Here is a 15,743-nt window from a genome sequence, read left to right on the forward strand (position 1 = left end):
GTGCGATTTATTCCAGTTGTCGCAGCCTGAGGAGAGCGGCCGCGTAGGGCTCAAAATCTATTTGATTGGCGTGGTTGATCGTGGCAATCCATTCCGGCGGGAACGCAGCCACGCCGCGTAAGGCTCCGCAAATTGCCGTTGCCATGGCGCCAATGGTATCGGTATCGCCACCCAGATTGGCTGCCAGGATCGCACAACGTTGTGGATCGGTATCTGCCAGCTCAACCAGCGCTAACGCCATCGGGATTGACTCGATGATGTCCATCCCGGCACCGACGGTGTGGTAAAGCTCCGCCAATGCTTCACTATCCTGCCGATGGCCAAGGCTGGCAGTGAACTCCAATGCCCACACCAAGCGACGACTGAGCGAGGGGCTGAAGGTGGTGATGTGCTGCTGTTGCACCTGTTCAACCCGTGTAGGCAACTCTTGCTTGATGGTGGCCCAATCTGCGCCTTCGATAGCCCGGCTAACGGCCCAGGCGATGGCAAAAGCACCGGCTACGGTGATATCCGACTTGTGGGTCGGGCTGCAAGACAGCCGAACTGCCTCGATAAATGCGGGCAAATCCCCGCTTGGCAGCAGGCAACCTAACGGAGCGACACGCATGGCGGCCCCGTTGGTCACGCCGTTTGCGGCAATTTCTGCCACCGGTGTCCCGGCACGGAACGCCAACAGCGCGGCTTTGGAGCTGGGGCCGAGGATATTTTTCTCAAAGGCACCGACCCGTTCCGCCCACAGCATAATGTGGTGAGCGATACGTTCCGGCTCGACCCGGCCCTCGGCGGCCAGCAGTGCGTCCATCAAGGCGACAGCCTGCTGGGTATCATCCGTGTATTCCCCGGCGATAAAGCCGTTTGCTGCACTGTTTTCTGCCGGGCCAGGCAGGAAGTGGGTGATCCAATCAAAATAATCACTCACCTTTTGTAATGGCCACAGTTCTGACGGCATCCCCATCGCATCGCCCACGGCTTGTCCATAGAGCGCCCCGAGTATGGCGTGGTGAGGATTTTTTATATTTTTCATTTATCTGGGTGTTCCCTGGTGTTGGTGCATACCGATGTAAAACATCAGTACGGCTAATGTTATCCGTGAAATGAATCCAATTAAAGTCCAATAGATGAAAAATGTGACTCCAATCTAAGTCCAATGCAAGCGCGTATGATGTCATTATCCTGAATGTGACTAATATGATAAAAACGAGGCCGTAGAGAAATGCGAACACATTTGAGAAGGCGGGTCCGATGAATGATTTTATTGCCTGGCTGCGTCAGCAGTTCTCTCAGGCAACGGCGGCGCCACGTTACATCCAACTGGCGAACACCCTGGAAGATGCCATCAAACAGCGTGTGCTGGCCGCTGGCGATTTTTTGCCGCCGGAACGAGTGCTGGCTGAGGCATTGGATTTATCCCGCGTCACCGTCAGTAAGGCAATGAAGTTACTGGAGGAAAAATCGCTGGTCTCGCGCCAGCAGGGAATTGGTACGCGTGTGGCAATGCACATCGGTTATTCCCTCAATCAGGATAGCGGCTTTACCGCCCAGGTGTTGCGCAGTGGCAGCAGCGTCAGTAACCAATGGCTGTTGCGTACCTCTGTGACGGCGTCCAAAGAAGTGGCTGAAGCACTTGAACTGACAAGCGGCATTATCGTCGTCAAGCTACGTCGCTTGCGCTTGATGGATGGCAACCCGGTTTCGCTGGAAACCACCTATATCCCGACCCGTTTCCTGCCCGATCCTGAAGAGCTGGAACATTCTTTGTACGCCCTGTGGCAGTCGCGAGGTATTGTGCCGGAGGGCAGGCATTTTCTGTTGAAGGCGGTTGCCTGTAGTGACGAAAACGCCAGTTTGCTCAATGTGCAAACGGGTTCGCCGCTGTTACGCATCGTCCAAACCACCCGCAACGCTCAGGGAGACGTGCTGGAGTTCAGTGAGACGCTGTGCCGCAGCGATGTGTACGAGTTTGAGGTCCATAGCTAAGGGATCCGAGAAATAACCATGCTCTTTTGGTTGAGAGTGCGTATAATCGCCGCCCGGCGATAAATTAACCTGCACAAGAGCACCCGAATGAGCACTACCAGCCTGATCCAACCCGAACGTGAACTGTTCTCCTACGAGCCTTATTGGGCCGAATGTTTTGGCCCCGCGCCGTTTCTACCGATGTCGCGTGCGGAGATGGACCAATTAGGCTGGGATAGCTGCGACGTGATTGTGATCAGCGGCGATGCTTATGTCGACCACCCAAGCTTTGGTATGGCGATCGTTGGCCGCATGTTGGAGGCTCAGGGCTTCCGCGTGGGGATCATTGCCCAGCCGGACTGGAGCAACAAAGAAGACTTCATGCGTTTGGGTAAACCGAACCTGTTCTTCGGCGTGACCGCGGGCAATATGGATTCGATGATCAACCGCTATACCGCCGACCGTAAGCTACGTCATGACGATGCCTACACCGCCGGTAACCTGGGCGGTAAACGTCCGGATCGCGCCACCTTGGTCTATAGCCAGCGCTGTAGAGAAGCCTATAAGGATGTGCCGGTTATCCTGGGCGGTATCGAAGCCAGCCTGCGCCGTATTGCGCATTATGATTATTGGTCGGATACCGTGCGCCGTTCGGTGCTGGTGGATTCCAAAGCCGATATGCTGATCTACGGTAACGGCGAACGCCCGTTGGTAGAGTTGGCGCATCGCCTCGCTGCGGGTGAAAAAATTCAGGATATCCACGATATCCGCAACACCGCCGTGATGCGTAAAGGGGCCATGCCGGGCTGGAGTGGGGTGGACTCTACTCGCCTGGACAAGCCGGGCCGCATTGAGCCGATCCCTAACCCTTACGGTGAAGACTTGCCCTGTGCCGATGGCAGCACGCCAGAGCCAGAGGCCAAACCTGTCACCGTGCGTGCCGCCAAGCCCAAGCCGTGGGAGAAAACCTACGTGCTGCTGCCTTCCTTCGAGAAAGTGAAGGCGGATAAAGTGCTGTACGCCCATACCTCGCGTATCCTGCACCACGAAACCAACCCTGGCTGCGCCCGTGCGTTGATGCAAAAACACGGCGACCGCTATGTGTGGATCAACCCACCGGCGATCCCGCTCAGCACGCCGGAAATGGACAGCGTATTTGCCCTGCCCTATCAGCGTGTGCCGCACCCTTCCTATGGTGAAGAACGTATCCCGGCCTATGACATGATCCGCTTCTCGGTGAACATTATGCGCGGCTGCTACGGCGGCTGTTCGTTCTGTTCGATCACCGAGCATGAAGGGCGCATCATCCAAAGCCGTTCAGAAGACTCGATCGTGCGGGAAATCGAAGAGATCCGCGACAAGGTGCCGGGCTTTACCGGGGTGATCTCCGACCTGGGTGGCCCTACGGCCAACATGTATATGTTGCGCTGTACCAATCCGCGTGCGGAGCAAACCTGCCGCCGTGCCTCCTGTGTGTATCCGGAAATCTGTACCTACATGGATACCAACCATGAGCCGACCATCAAGCTGTACCGCCGCGCTCGTGAGCTGGAAGGGGTCAAGAAGATCCTTATCGCTTCCGGGGTGCGTTACGATCTGGCGGTTGAAGACCCGCGCTATATCAAGGAACTGGCGACCCACCACGTGGGCGGCTATCTGAAGATCGCGCCGGAGCATACCGAAACAGGACCATTGTCGAAGATGATGAAGCCGGGGATGGGCAGCTACGATCGCTTCAAACAGTTGTTCGATCAGTATTCCAAGCAGGCGGGTAAAGAGCAGTACCTGATCCCTTATTTCATCTCCTCGCATCCGGGCACCCGCGATGAGGACATGGTGAATCTGGCGCTGTGGCTGAAGAAAAACCGTTTCCGTCTCGATCAGGTACAGAACTTCTATCCGTCGCCGATGGCGAACTCAACCACCATGTATTACAGCGGCAAGAACCCGTTGGGCAAGGTGGGTTACAAGAGCGAAGACGTATTTATTCCGAAGGGCGATCGTCAACGCCGCCTGCATAAGGCATTGCTGCGCTATCACGATCCGCTCAACTGGCCGCTGATCCGTACTGCGCTGGAAGAGATGGGGATGAAGCACCTGATTGGTGGTCGTCGTGAATGCTTGGTGCCAGCACCGAGCATTGATGAGCAGCGCGAGGCCAAGCGCCTACAGCGGCATACCCGCCCAGCGTTGACCAAGCACACGGATATCACCCGCCAGCGCACGCCGTCCAACAAGCCACCGCGCAAGCCTATCCGCAACGGTAAGGCCTGATTGATAAGGGAGCCCAATTGGCTCCCTTTCTTTTACCCGATCCTTGGGGTATAGCTACCTGCACATCGCTGAAAACGTTATCAAAACTGTTGGAGTAGAACTCATTATTTATCCCTTTCAGGGGATATCTACGTGATTATCCCTTGGTGAGGATAGCTATCTCTTTATCCCCATAAGAGGATATACTGGTGATTATCCTTTAGTGCGGATACTCAGAAGGTAACTGTGATGAATCCACCCAAGATTTATAGCCCAGTCCAACTGGCAAACTACCTAAAATTGGTGCGACAGAGAAATCTGTGGACGCAAAGTGACCTTGCCAGTCGGATTGGTATTAAGCAGGCAACCATTTCCAACTTCGAAAACAATCCCGAAAAGACAACGCTGACTACGTTGTTTAAAATATTGCAATCACTTGAAATGTCGATGGCTGTATTCGAAAAAAATGATATGACAACCGACTGCGAAAAGGATGGCCAACAGGAGCTTGACTGGTAATGGCGAAATTGATGACGTGGATGAACAACGAGCTTGTCGGTGAGTTAACGAAGCAGGCAACCGGTGCGCATACATTCAAATATGATGATAGCTGGATACGCAATGTGCGTACCAGACCGCTTTCATTATCGTTGCCCTTACAGTATGGAAGCATCACTTCTGATGCAGTGATTAACTACTTTGATAACCTGCTGCCGGACAACCCGAAGGTGAGGGATCAAATTGTTAAACGGTATCACGCCAAATCGAAACAACCTTTTGATCTGCTGGCCGAGATAGGAAGAGATAGTGTGGGAGCGGTGACGTTGCTTCCTCCGGGAGAGAGGGCGACTAGTCAGCAATTAACTTGGCAGCCATTAGATGCAAAACGGCTCGAAGTGCTACTTACGGCATACCAATCAGATATTCCGCTTGGCATGATTAATGAAGAAGACGATTTCAGAATATCGGTTGCTGGTGCCCAGCAAAAAACGGCACTGCTGAAGATCGATGAAGATTGGTGTATCCCGAGCGGAATGACCCCAACCAGCCATATAATTAAACTGCCGATAGGCGAAATAAAGCAGCCTAATGCTACGCTGGATCTGCGAGAGAGTGCTGATAATGAGTATTTATGTTTGGCTTTAGCGCGTGAATTTGGATTTAACGTTCCTGATGCAGAAATCATCAGAACTCAGACCATCAGGGCCCTGGCCGTTGAACGCTTTGATCGTCGTTGGGCCAAGAGCAGATCTGTATTGCTGCGATTGCCGCAAGAAGATCTCTGTCAAGTTTTTGGACTTCCTTCATCATTGAAGTATGAATCAGACGGAGGCCCAGGGATCGCCAAGATTATGGCTTTTTTGCTCGGTTCCAGCGTTGCGTTAAAAGATCGATATGACTTTATGAAGTTCCAGGTTTTTCAATGGTTGCTTGGTGCAACGGATGGTCATGCGAAAAACTTCTCCATTTTTATCCAGGCAGGCGGAAGTTATAGATTAACTCCCTTCTACGATATTATTTCAGCCTTTCCCGTGCTTGGTGGACAAGGTTTACATATGAGAGACCTTAAGTTGGCTATGAGTCTGAAGGCCAGCAAAGGAAGGAAAAACGAGATTGGAACTCTCTATCCTCGACACTTTTTGGCGACGGCAAAAGAGGTGAATTTTCCTGCAGCACAAATGGTGGAGATCCTGCATTATTTCGCGGAGAACGTTCCGAGAGCCATTGAAGTGGTAGCGAAAACCTTGCCTGATGATTTTTCAGCTCATGTTTATCGTTCAATCGTATCAAATATGCAGAAACTCCATCGCAGGTTACCAGAGTAACCTGATTATTCAGACTACAAACTGTTATACGCCGCCTCGACCTTCAGCATATAGCGTGGTGCCTGCGGTGAAGGATGGTACTGACGCACATGCCAGTGAAAGGCTTCCGGTGACAGGCTGTTGATCATGCTGATGGCTTTCTTACGATCGCTGGAGAAAGTGCGTAGCAAGGCACCTGCGCCGTTGGCATAGGCCACTTCGGTGGCATAGCGGCGGGTAACCGGATCGTCAATCCACTTCAACTGCTGCTGTTGCAGCGCCCCGATATAAGCCGCCCCTAGGTCGATATTGGTTTCTGGATCCAACAGATCGTCATCATCAGGGCAACCGCGCTTACCTTTAAACCGATAGGCATCGCAACCGGCGGTATTGGCCTTGAGCTGCATCAGGCCGATCGCGTTGGAAGGGCTGACGGCCTTGGGGTTGAAGCCGGATTCAACCTGAATAATGGCGGCGATCAGCTTCTGATCGACGTTGTACTCGTCGGCTGCGTCTTCGATTTCATCGTCATAGGCGTGAGGATCGTGGCTGGTCCGCTGGTGTTTGCTGGAACAGCCCGCCAGCACCAACAGCATTAACACCACGGCAAGGCGCGGCAAAGATGAGAAAGAGAAGGTCATGGAACTCCATACAGCTGTGGTCGGATCGCTGTGGCATATCATAGCGTTAGCGCCCGATAAGTGCTTGGGTAAAAAACCACATTAATTGCGCTGGCTGCTGCGCCCGATGTACGATTTATCACCATGCCATTTCCGCCAGTGCCTGTTCGGCATACAGATAGCCAATCCCTACCACCTGCTGCTGCCGCGTCAGATGGCCAAAACCGATCGACGTCGCGTTGGCCTGGGTTTGATCGTGGCGGTCGAACGGGCTGAAACCGGTCTGGCCGATAATGGTTTGCAGCCAGCCCTCGCCAAATCCGCAGCTGCGGCCATAAAGGTAGATACGGTTGATATTCAGGATATTCAGAAAATTATACAGGCTCAGGCCAATCGCCTGTGCCGCCCGTTGCACCAACACCTGCAAGGCCGCATCTCCCTGGTGATAACGAGCGATCAGCTCGGCGGTGCTGGGGGTTTTCAAACGTTCGCCCTCTGGCAACAAAGGGAGCGTTGCCTTGAGTTGAATACGCGCTTTTTTCTTTAAAGCGGACAGCGAGGCGACGGTCTCCAGGCAACCGTAGCGGCCACAGGAGCAGATGCCACCGTCCGGATCGACAATGGTATGGCCAATCTGCCCGCTGCCAAACAGGCTGCCACGGTAGATTTGCTGATTGATGACAAACGAAGAGCCAATGCCATAATCCACGTTAATCACGCAGAAATCCTGCACGTTAGCCGCATTTTGCCACTTTTCGGCCAGTGCCAGCATCACACAGTCGTTATCTAGCAGCACCTCGGTTTTTAGCCGCTCTTCCAGCAGGTATTTGATCTCGACCGGGCCTTCCCAAGGCGCCTGTGGCATCCGCTGCGAAACGCCGGTCAACGGGTTCACCTGGCCGTGGATCGACAGGGCAATTTTCAGCTCGCAGCCTTGCTGTTGGCGGTGCAGATGATATATCTGCACGATCTCTTGCAGCAGCGCCTGTGGGGTGGTGGCGATAATGGCGAGCTGATTGAACGGGCCGCAGGGGGTGATCATGCTGTCGACCACGATGCTTTCTATCAGGTAGGGGGAAACGTTCAGGCATAAAATGCGCTGGCCGGAGGCGGCAATGCGATAGCTGCCCCCGCCCAGTCCGCGTCGATGCAGGTTTTGCGCGTCATGCTCTACCCGTTTTTCTGCCAGCAATTCATCAAGGATCTTACCCACCGCCGGAATGGACAGTTGGCAAAGCTGGGCCAGCGTCGATTTGCTGGCGATCTTCTCCCGGTACAGCAGGGCGCACAACACGCGTTTATTGAAGTTACGTACCCGCTGATTATTCAGACCCTGTAGTCTCATCCACTAAACTCCGTTTACTGTATTGCGTGAGCGGTGCGCGTAATGTAACCGATTCTGTCAATTAGACTGCCCTAAAATGCCACGTTCAGTATTTATAGCGAGGAAAGCATGCACGGACCAGTCAAAGTTTGGCAAGAGCAGATCGAATTACCTACCTACGCCACCGGCGAGCAGGATCCCCACCCGATGTTCCTGGAAAACCGGGTCTATCAGGGATCTTCCGGTGCGGTTTATCCCTACGGTGTGATCGATACGCTGAGCGGAAAGCAGGCAGCAAAACGTTATCAGGCCATCTGGCTGGAGAATGACTATCTACGGGTGATGCTGTTACCGGAATTGGGAGGGCGTATCCACCGTGCCTATGACAAAGTGCAGCAGCGCGATTTTGTTTATTACAACGAGGTAGTGAAACCTGCGCTGGTCGGGCTGTTGGGGCCTTGGATCTCTGGCGGCATCGAATTCAACTGGCCGCAGCACCATCGCCCAACCACTTATATGCCGGTAGATCATCGTATCCAGCAGCATGAAAACGGCGCGCAAACAGTGTGGATGGGGGAAGTGGAACCGATGCGTGGCCTACAGGTCATGGCAGGCTTTACCCTGTATCCGGATCGGGCGTTGATCGAAATCAGCGCCAAGATCTTTAACGCCAACCCTACGCCACGCCATTTCCTGTGGTGGGCCAACCCGGCAGTGAAAGGCGGTGACGATCACCAGAGCGTATTCCCGCCAGATGTCACCGCGGTATTCGATCACGGTAAACGTGACGTCTCTTCCTTCCCAATAGCGACCGGGACTTACTACAAAGTCGATTATTCGGCGGGCGTGGATATTTCCCGCTACAAGAATATCCCGGTGCCAACCTCCTATATGGCCCATAAGTCGGACTACGACTTCGTTGGTGCTTATAGCCATGACGAGCAGGGGGGCTTGCTACACGTTGCCGATCACCATGTTTCGCCGGGTAAAAAACAGTGGAGCTGGGGCCATAGCGAGTTTGGTCAGGCCTGGGATCGCAGCCTGACCGACAGCAACGGCCCGTATATCGAACTGATGACCGGGGTGTTCACCGATAACCAGCCGGACTTTACCTGGCTGGATGGTTATGAAGAGAAGTGCTTCGTGCAGAACTTCCTGCCTTACAGCCAACTGGGGATGGTACAGAACGCCAATACCCAGGCAGCGCTGAAGCTGGAAGCTGAAGAACGACAGTTGATGTGGGGGATCTATGCGGTTGCGCCGTTGGATCGCCATCGGTTGGTGATCCGTTCGGATCGCGATCGGCAGATCCTGCTCGACCGCAACATCGATCTTGCGCCAGGGACGGCCTTGCTGGAACAACTGACCGGGGATTTCCAAGGCCGGTTGACCATCGAGCTGCTGAATGAGCAGGGTCACTGCGTGCTCAGCTATAGCCAGCACCAGCCCGATCCCAACGAGATCTTGCCGGTGCCTGCCAAAGCGCCGCTGCCGGCAGAGCAAATCACCAGCGCGGACGAGGCTTGGTTTATTGGCCAGCATCTGGAGCAATACAACCACGCCAGCCGCTCGGCCTTCGCTTATTATCAACGCGGTCTGGAACTGGATGCCCAGGACTATCGCTGCAATCTGGCGTTGGCGACGCTGGAGTACAATCGTGCCAACTTCTCAACGGCCATCGCCTATGCCGATAGCGCATTGGCCCGCGCCCACCACCTCAACCGCAATCCGCAATGTGGGCTTGCCAGCCTGATGCGTGGCTGTGCGCTGGAACAGCTTGGGGATGATACCGCTGCCTTTGAGGATTTCTTCCGTGCGACCTGGAGCGGCAATGGTAAACCGGGGGGCTTCTATGGCTTGGCCCGTATCAAGATGCGTCAGGGTGAGTATGCCCAGGCTCTGGCCTTCTGCGAAAGCAGTCTTAAAAACCATGCCAGCCATTATCCGCTGATTGCCATGAAGGCGAGGTTGTTACAGCTGACCGGGGATGGGGAGCAGAGCCTGGCTTACCTTGATCGGCAGATCGCCGCATTGCCGCTGCACTATGCCCTGTACTACCTGCGTTATGCCCAGACCCGCAGCGCTGGCGATTTGCAGGTGCTGCGTGAAGTGACCGGCTGCCGTGGGATTAACGCGCTCAATATCGCCAATCTACTGTGTGAATGGGGGCAACAGCAGCAGGCTATCGAGGTGTTGACGCTGTTAGACAGCCAGGAAACGCTGCCGCTGTATCTGTTGGCCAGCCTGCGTAAGCCGGAACTGAGTTCCGAGGAGTATCAGCGGCTTCTGGCCCGGGCCCAGGCAGGCTTTGCTCAACAGGTCCGTTTCCCGAACAGCCTGGCGGAAGTCCGCATGTTGGCGCAACTGCCGGAATGCGGCTTCGCCCAGTATCTGTTGGGATGCTTCCACTACAGCAAGCGCAACTATCAGCAGGCCGTCGCGCTGTGGCAGGGCTGCGTGGAGCAACAGCCGGAGTTTGCCGATGCCTGGCGTAACCTGGGGATCGACGCCTTCAACAAACATCAGCAGGGTGAGAAGGCGCTGGAGTATTTGCAGCGGGCCGTCAATCTGGCACCGCAGGATGCGCGTCTGCTGTTCGAACTGGATCACTTGAGCAAGTTGCTCGGCACCGCACCGCAGCAGCGTCTGGAGCGTCTGATGCAGTCGCTGCCGGTGGTTGCCAAGCGCGACGATCTCACGGCGGAATTACTCAGCCTGTACAACCAGTGCGGCGAGTTGGCGGCGGCGCAGGCCATCCTGCAACAACGTGAGTTCCATCCGTGGGAAGGGGGTGAGGGCAAGGTGACCGGCCAGTACCTGATCAACCTGCAACGTCAGGCATTGCACGCACTGCAACAAGGGCAACCGCAGCAGGCTACAAAGCTGTTGCACAGCGCTCTTCGCTATCCGCATAACCTGGCGGAAGGGCGGTTGGCAGGCCAGAGCGACAACGACATCTATTACTGGCTTGGTATTTGTGCCGCCCGGCTTGGGGAGCAGGCAGCGGCAGAACGCTACTGGCAGCAAGCCTGTGCGGGACACAGCGAAATGACCGAAAGCCGTTATTACAACGACCAACCGGTAGATTATCTGTTCTATCGCGGCATGGCATTGAAGCAGTTGGGGCAGCAGCCGGCGGCAATGGCGCTATTCACACAGATGGCAGAGTGGGCCGAGCAGCAACGCGGGCAGCAGGTGAATGCCGATTTCTTCGCCGTCTCTTTACCGGATCTGATGGCGTTGAACGGCGATTTGCAACAGGCACACCGGCAGCACTGTTTGTTGGTGCAGGCTCTGGCTCAACTGGGCTCAGAACGCTTGCTGGATGCGCAGCACACTCTGGCTGAGCTGTTGGCAGCCAATCCAAGTCACGATAAAGCGCGGCTATTCAGCCTGTTGGCAGAAACCCTGGTCCGAGGATCGCAGCATGAATAATCAACTTAATATGGGGTATATCTGGACGATTTGCCTGGTCGCGGCCTGCGGTGGCCTGCTGTTCGGCTATGACTGGGTGGTGATCGGCGGTGCCAAGCCGTTTTATGAGGCCTATTTTGGTATTACCGATCCGGCCCAGTCTGGTTGGGCAATGAGCTCTGCGTTGGTCGGCTGTATTTTCGGGGCGCTGGTCTCAGGCCTGCTGTCCGATCGTTATGGCCGTAAGCGTCCTTTAGCGATTGCCGCCCTGACCTTTGTGATTTCCGCCTGGGGCACGGCGATGGCCACCAGCTTTGAGGCTTTTATTATTTACCGCATCGTGGGCGGAGTAGGCATCGGTCTGGCTTCTGCTCTTGCGCCGGTCTATATCGCGGAGGTCAGCCCTGCGGCCCAGCGTGGGCGCTTTGTCGCCGTTAACCAACTGACCATCGTTATTGGCGTACTGGCCGCACAGCTGATTAACCTGATGATCGCCGAACCGGTCGCCGCCAATGCCAGTACCGCAGATCTGTTAGCCAGCTGGAATGGCCAGATGGGGTGGCGTTACATGTTCGGTGCCGGATTGGTACCGGCAGTAGTTTTCCTGTTGCTGATGGTGATCGTGCCGGAGTCTCCGCGTTGGCTGGCCAAAATGGGGTACCACGAAAGAGCACTCGCGGTGCTACAGCGTATTGGCAATGCTCACTACGCGCAGCAAACGCTGGCCGAGATCCGCCTGACGCTGAACAACGATGGTAAAAAAGTGCCGCTCAGTGCGTTGCTACGCAGTGATGTGCGTCCGGTGTTGGTGATCGGCATTGTCCTGGCCGTGTTCCAGCAGTGGTGCGGGATCAACGTGATCTTCAACTATGCGCAGGAGATTTTCGCCTCTGCCGGATTTGATATCAACGATACGCTGAAGTCGATCGTGGCGACCGGGTTGATCAATCTGGTGTTTACCCTGCTGGCCTTGCCGCTGGTCGATAGGATCGGCCGCCGTCGCCTGATGCTGATTGGCTCCGCCGGGCTGACCATCATCTATGTGTTAATGGCGGCGGCCTACGCTTATGGCCTGTTGGGGCTGCCGGTTCTGCTGCTGGTGTTGGTTGCCATTGCGATCTACGCACTGACCTTGGCTCCGGTGACCTGGGTACTGCTGTCCGAGATTTTCCCCAATCGGATCCGTGGCTCCGCCATGGCTGTGGGCACCTTTGCCCTGTGGATCGCCTGCTTCGTGTTGACCTACACGTTCCCGTTACTGAACGCGGCTCTGGGGGCGGCGGGGAGCTTCCTGCTGTATGGCGTGATCTGTCTGGCAGGATTGGTATTTATTCATGCCAAGGTGCCGGAAACCAAAGGGATCACCCTGGAAGCGCTGGAGGAAAAGTTTCGCGGCAAATCCAGCGGCGCGGAGGGCGCTGTGCGCCAGGCTGAATGATTGAACTGGCTAATGAAACGCTGTCCCTGCAAGTGAGGTTGCAAGGGGCAGCCATCCTGAAATTGACCGATCGGCGCAGCGGTAGCGAAATACTGCGCCCCACACCTGCGGCAGCAACCGCCAGCGGCGACTGTGCCCTGTTCCCGATGTTACCTTTGGCGAACCGGGTGTCGGGCAACGCGTTTCACTGGCAGGGAAGAGTCTGCCAGTTACCCGCCAGCCCGGTGGATGAACGGTTCTTCTTACATGGCGATGGTTGGCTGCTGCCCTGGCGGCAGTTGGAGAAAACGGCGAATTACGTCACTTTGGTCTTGGAGTCACGGGTTGAGGCGTTGTATCACTATAGGGCGCTGTTGACTTACGGGCTGTGGGATAATGTGTTTTCCGCCACCTTGCAAGTGACGCATCTGGCAGAAATACCGTTTCCGTATGGCCTGGGTTTTCATCCCTTTTTCGCCCGGCAGCCGGACACCCGGATACAGTTTGATTGCGAAGGGTATTGGCCGGAATGCCAGCATCATCTGCCGGGGAGATGGCAATCTTCATTGCCTGCCGAACTGGACTTTCAGATCGCACAAACGCCGCAGGGCTGGATAAATAATGCGTTCAGCGGCTGGAGTGGGCAGGCACAGCTATCGACGCCCTCAACCGGGCAGCGCATCACTTTGCTGAGCCAGACTCCCTATTTGATGGTCTATCAGCCCGCAAGCCAGGCCGACTTTATCTGCCTGGAACCGCAGACGCATCCGGTAGATGCCCATAACCATCCGCAGTTACCGGGGTTGCGCGTGCTTGGGGCGGGGGAAAGCGTGACGTTGGCAATGCGTATCCTGTGCCACTGAGTAACGAGTAAAGCAACGGGGCCGCAATGCGGCCCCGCCAAGCTTACAGCGAATCCGGATCCGGCCCCAGGCGGTTGCCGATATCCAGCCTGGTGATTTCGCTCAGTTCATCCTTATCCAGTTTGAAATCAAACACCTCAAAGTTTTCACGAATGCGTGCTGGCGTGACCGATTTCGGGATCACGATCAGGCCGCTGTCCAGATGCCAACGCACGACGATCTGTGCGGGCGTCTTGTTGTACTTTTCTGCCAGCTTCTTGATCAACGGTTGATCGAAGACGCCTTCGCCCCCCTGGGCCAACGGGCTCCAGGATTCTGTGGCAATGTGGTGGGTGGCGTTCCAGGCACGCAGCTGGCGCTGTTGCAGCAGTGGATGCAGCTCGATCTGGTTGATCACCGGCGCGACGTTGGTTTCATCCAGCAGGCGTTGCAGGTGTGGCGTATGGAAATTGCAGACGCCAATGCTTTTCACCAGCCCTTGCTCACGTAACTTGATCAAACCGCGCCAGGCATCGACATATTGATCCTGTGCCGGTTTAGGCCAGTGGATCAGATAGAGATCGACGTAATCGAGTTGCAGCTTTTTCAGGCTGGTTTCCAGGGCTGCCTGCGGATCGCCCTGATCGTCGTTCCACAGCTTGGTGGTAATAAACAGCTCTTCACGCGGAATACTGGTGGCTTGCAGTGCTGCACCCACCCCTTCCTCGTTTTTGTAGATGGCAGCGGTATCGATGGAACGGTAACCCACTTCCAGCGCCTTGGTGACGGCCTGAGTGGTTTCTTCAATGCTGGCTTGCCATACGCCGAGACCCAACTGCGGCATCAGATTACCATCGTGGAGTTTGATGATGGGTTGCATGCGCTATCTCCTTATGACGACTTCCAGGCCAAGGCCTGTTTACATGAATTTTAGTTCGCAACCTCAGTGTTTGCCGAGTTTGCGAACTCAAGCGTGCATATCCAGTACGATACGGTAACGGACCTTGCCCGCTTCCAGATGCGCGATGGCATCGTTGACCTTGCTCAGTGGGAAATGCTCTACCTGCGGCTCAATGTCGTGCCGGGCGCAGAACGCCAGCATGTCGGCCAGACGGGAAGGGGCACCGGTAGGCGATGCTGAAAGCTCGGCCTGTTTGCTGATAAACGAGAATACCTGAACCGGCACCGGGTCTGGGATCGCCCCAACGAAGTGCAGCCTGCCTTTCGGAGCCAGGGTGCCGATAAAAGCATCCCAATCCAGTGAGGCGCTGGCGGTCACCAGAATAAAGTCGAGCTGATTGGCGATGGCTTGCAACGCGGCGCTGTCGTTGCTGGCGACGACACGGTGAGCACCAAGTGAAAGCGCTTCGTCTCGTTTGCTGTTGGATGAGGTGAAGGCGGTGACTTCACAGCCCCAGGCGTTCATAAAACGGATCGCCATATGGCCAAGGCCACCGATACCGACCACGCCAACGCGCTGTGTCGGGCGCACGTCGTATTGCAATAACGGATTGAATACCGTGATCCCGCCGCAGAACAACGGCCCGGCGCTGGTAACGTCGACGCCTTCCGGTAATGGGATCGCCCAGGCCCAGTGGCTGCGGATGCGATCGGCAAAGCCACCGTGGCGGCCAATAATGGTGGGCTGCACCTCGTTGCACAGATGCTGATCGCCAGACATACAAGGGTGGCAGTGCATACAGCTACCGCGGTTCCAGCCAACGCCCACCACCTGGCCCACCTTCAGCCCTTTGTTCTGCGCATGGGCACCGAGTTTGGTCACTTTGCCCACGACTTCATGGCCGGGCACGAACGGGTAGTGGGTCATGCCCCATTCGTTATTGAGCATCGAGAGGTCGGAGTGGCAGACGCCGCAGTAATCGATAGCGACTTCAATCTCATCGTCGCCCAAGGCTCCGGCGTCGAAGGTAAAAGGTTCAAGCGGCTGTCCCTTGCCGGGCGCGGCCCAGGCACGAATGTGATTGTCGGATGCAGGGCTGGAGTGGTTCGCCATAAAATTCTCCCATGGGTTAACGAGACGATGTTATGCGATGCGATCGAAAGCGTGGGTAAGACGCAGAACCGTGCCCGATGATCGGTCGGGCACGGTAA

Annotated in this window: 12 protein-coding genes; 7 read left to right on the forward strand and 5 right to left on the reverse strand. The window is 55.6% G+C overall.

Going from position 1 to position 15,743, the window contains the following annotated elements; translation table 11 throughout:
• Positions 1-7: 7 nt before the first annotated feature.
• Complete coding sequence (locus tag U869_RS0112350) at positions 8-1,024, reverse strand: ADP-ribosylglycohydrolase family protein (protein WP_025119924.1); 1,017 nt, start codon at positions 1,022-1,024, stop codon at positions 8-10.
• 218 nt (positions 1,025-1,242) lie between these two features.
• On the opposite strand from U869_RS0112350, the gene U869_RS0112355 reads away from it, so the two are divergent.
• The 4 genes from U869_RS0112355 to U869_RS0112370 all read left to right on the forward strand — a co-directional run bounded on the left by U869_RS0112355 (position 1,243) and on the right by U869_RS0112370 (position 6,035).
• Entirely contained in the window at positions 1,243-1,977 is a 735-nt protein-coding gene (locus U869_RS0112355) for a GntR family transcriptional regulator (protein WP_025119923.1), read from the forward strand.
• Between the two features lie 87 nt (positions 1,978-2,064).
• Positions 2,065-4,230, forward strand: a complete 2,166-nt coding sequence (locus tag U869_RS0112360; RefSeq protein ID WP_025119922.1) for a YgiQ family radical SAM protein — start codon at positions 2,065-2,067, stop codon at positions 4,228-4,230.
• 228 nt (positions 4,231-4,458) lie between these two features.
• Positions 4,459-4,728 (forward strand): type II toxin-antitoxin system antitoxin HipB, encoded by a 270-nt coding sequence (gene hipB, locus U869_RS0112365; RefSeq protein WP_037408351.1) that lies wholly within the window; start codon positions 4,459-4,461, stop codon positions 4,726-4,728.
• Positions 4,728-6,035 (forward strand): type II toxin-antitoxin system HipA family toxin, encoded by a 1,308-nt coding sequence (locus U869_RS0112370; RefSeq protein WP_025119920.1) that lies wholly within the window; start codon positions 4,728-4,730, stop codon positions 6,033-6,035. Before hipB ends, U869_RS0112370 begins: the two co-directional genes overlap by 1 nt.
• A gap of 14 nt (positions 6,036-6,049) precedes the next feature.
• Here the strand turns inward: U869_RS0112370 and U869_RS0112375 are convergent, their stop codons facing one another.
• Both U869_RS0112375 and U869_RS0112380 read right to left on the reverse strand, forming a co-directional pair.
• Entirely contained in the window at positions 6,050-6,655 is a 606-nt protein-coding gene (locus tag U869_RS0112375) for a transglycosylase SLT domain-containing protein (RefSeq protein ID WP_025119919.1), read from the reverse strand.
• 118 nt (positions 6,656-6,773) lie between these two features.
• Positions 6,774-7,979 (reverse strand): ROK family protein, encoded by a 1,206-nt coding sequence (locus U869_RS0112380; protein WP_025119918.1) that lies wholly within the window; start codon positions 7,977-7,979, stop codon positions 6,774-6,776.
• A gap of 108 nt (positions 7,980-8,087) precedes the next feature.
• Between U869_RS0112380 and U869_RS0112385 the strand changes: the two genes are divergently transcribed.
• The 3 genes from U869_RS0112385 to U869_RS0112395 are packed head-to-tail and all read left to right on the forward strand — an operon-like array spanning position 8,088 to position 13,652.
• Entirely contained in the window at positions 8,088-11,393 is a 3,306-nt protein-coding gene (locus U869_RS0112385) for a DUF5107 domain-containing protein (RefSeq protein ID WP_025119917.1), read from the forward strand.
• Complete coding sequence (locus tag U869_RS0112390) at positions 11,386-12,810, forward strand: sugar porter family MFS transporter (protein ID WP_025119916.1); 1,425 nt, start codon at positions 11,386-11,388, stop codon at positions 12,808-12,810. Before U869_RS0112385 ends, U869_RS0112390 begins: the two co-directional genes overlap by 8 nt.
• The gene (locus tag U869_RS0112395) at positions 12,807-13,652 is read left to right on the forward strand and encodes an aldose 1-epimerase (protein ID WP_029987306.1); all 846 of its coding nucleotides are present in this window, start codon (positions 12,807-12,809) and stop codon (positions 13,650-13,652) included. Before U869_RS0112390 ends, U869_RS0112395 begins: the two co-directional genes overlap by 4 nt.
• Positions 13,653-13,695: 43 nt before the next feature.
• Here the strand turns inward: U869_RS0112395 and dkgA are convergent, their stop codons facing one another.
• Positions 13,696-14,511 (reverse strand): 2,5-didehydrogluconate reductase DkgA, encoded by an 816-nt coding sequence (gene dkgA, locus U869_RS0112400; RefSeq protein WP_025119914.1) that lies wholly within the window; start codon positions 14,509-14,511, stop codon positions 13,696-13,698.
• 87 nt (positions 14,512-14,598) lie between these two features.
• Positions 14,599-15,645, reverse strand: a complete 1,047-nt coding sequence (locus U869_RS0112405; protein ID WP_025119913.1) for an NAD(P)-dependent alcohol dehydrogenase — start codon at positions 15,643-15,645, stop codon at positions 14,599-14,601.
• Positions 15,646-15,743: the final 98 nt, after the last annotated feature.

Source organism: Serratia sp. H1w (genome assembly GCF_000633355.1).
Lineage (GTDB): Bacteria > Pseudomonadota > Gammaproteobacteria > Enterobacterales > Enterobacteriaceae > Chania.

What these genes read in the sequence shown, in the direction of transcription:
- U869_RS0112350 (WP_025119924.1), bottom strand. Translation starts at nt 1,024, where the DNA reads ATGAAAAATATAAAAAATCCTCACCACGCCATACTCGGGGCGCTCTAT.
- U869_RS0112355 (WP_025119923.1), top strand. Translation starts at nt 1,243, where the DNA reads ATGAATGATTTTATTGCCTGGCTGCGTCAGCAGTTCTCTCAGGCAACG.
- U869_RS0112360 (WP_025119922.1), top strand. Translation starts at nt 2,065, where the DNA reads ATGAGCACTACCAGCCTGATCCAACCCGAACGTGAACTGTTCTCCTAC.
- hipB (WP_037408351.1), top strand. Translation starts at nt 4,459, where the DNA reads ATGAATCCACCCAAGATTTATAGCCCAGTCCAACTGGCAAACTACCTA.
- U869_RS0112370 (WP_025119920.1), top strand. Translation starts at nt 4,728, where the DNA reads ATGGCGAAATTGATGACGTGGATGAACAACGAGCTTGTCGGTGAGTTA.
- U869_RS0112375 (WP_025119919.1), bottom strand. Translation starts at nt 6,655, where the DNA reads ATGACCTTCTCTTTCTCATCTTTGCCGCGCCTTGCCGTGGTGTTAATG.
- U869_RS0112380 (WP_025119918.1), bottom strand. Translation starts at nt 7,979, where the DNA reads ATGAGACTACAGGGTCTGAATAATCAGCGGGTACGTAACTTCAATAAA.
- U869_RS0112385 (WP_025119917.1), top strand. Translation starts at nt 8,088, where the DNA reads ATGCACGGACCAGTCAAAGTTTGGCAAGAGCAGATCGAATTACCTACC.
- U869_RS0112390 (WP_025119916.1), top strand. Translation starts at nt 11,386, where the DNA reads ATGAATAATCAACTTAATATGGGGTATATCTGGACGATTTGCCTGGTC.
- U869_RS0112395 (WP_029987306.1), top strand. Translation starts at nt 12,807, where the DNA reads ATGATTGAACTGGCTAATGAAACGCTGTCCCTGCAAGTGAGGTTGCAA.
- dkgA (WP_025119914.1), bottom strand. Translation starts at nt 14,511, where the DNA reads ATGCAACCCATCATCAAACTCCACGATGGTAATCTGATGCCGCAGTTG.
- U869_RS0112405 (WP_025119913.1), bottom strand. Translation starts at nt 15,645, where the DNA reads ATGGCGAACCACTCCAGCCCTGCATCCGACAATCACATTCGTGCCTGG.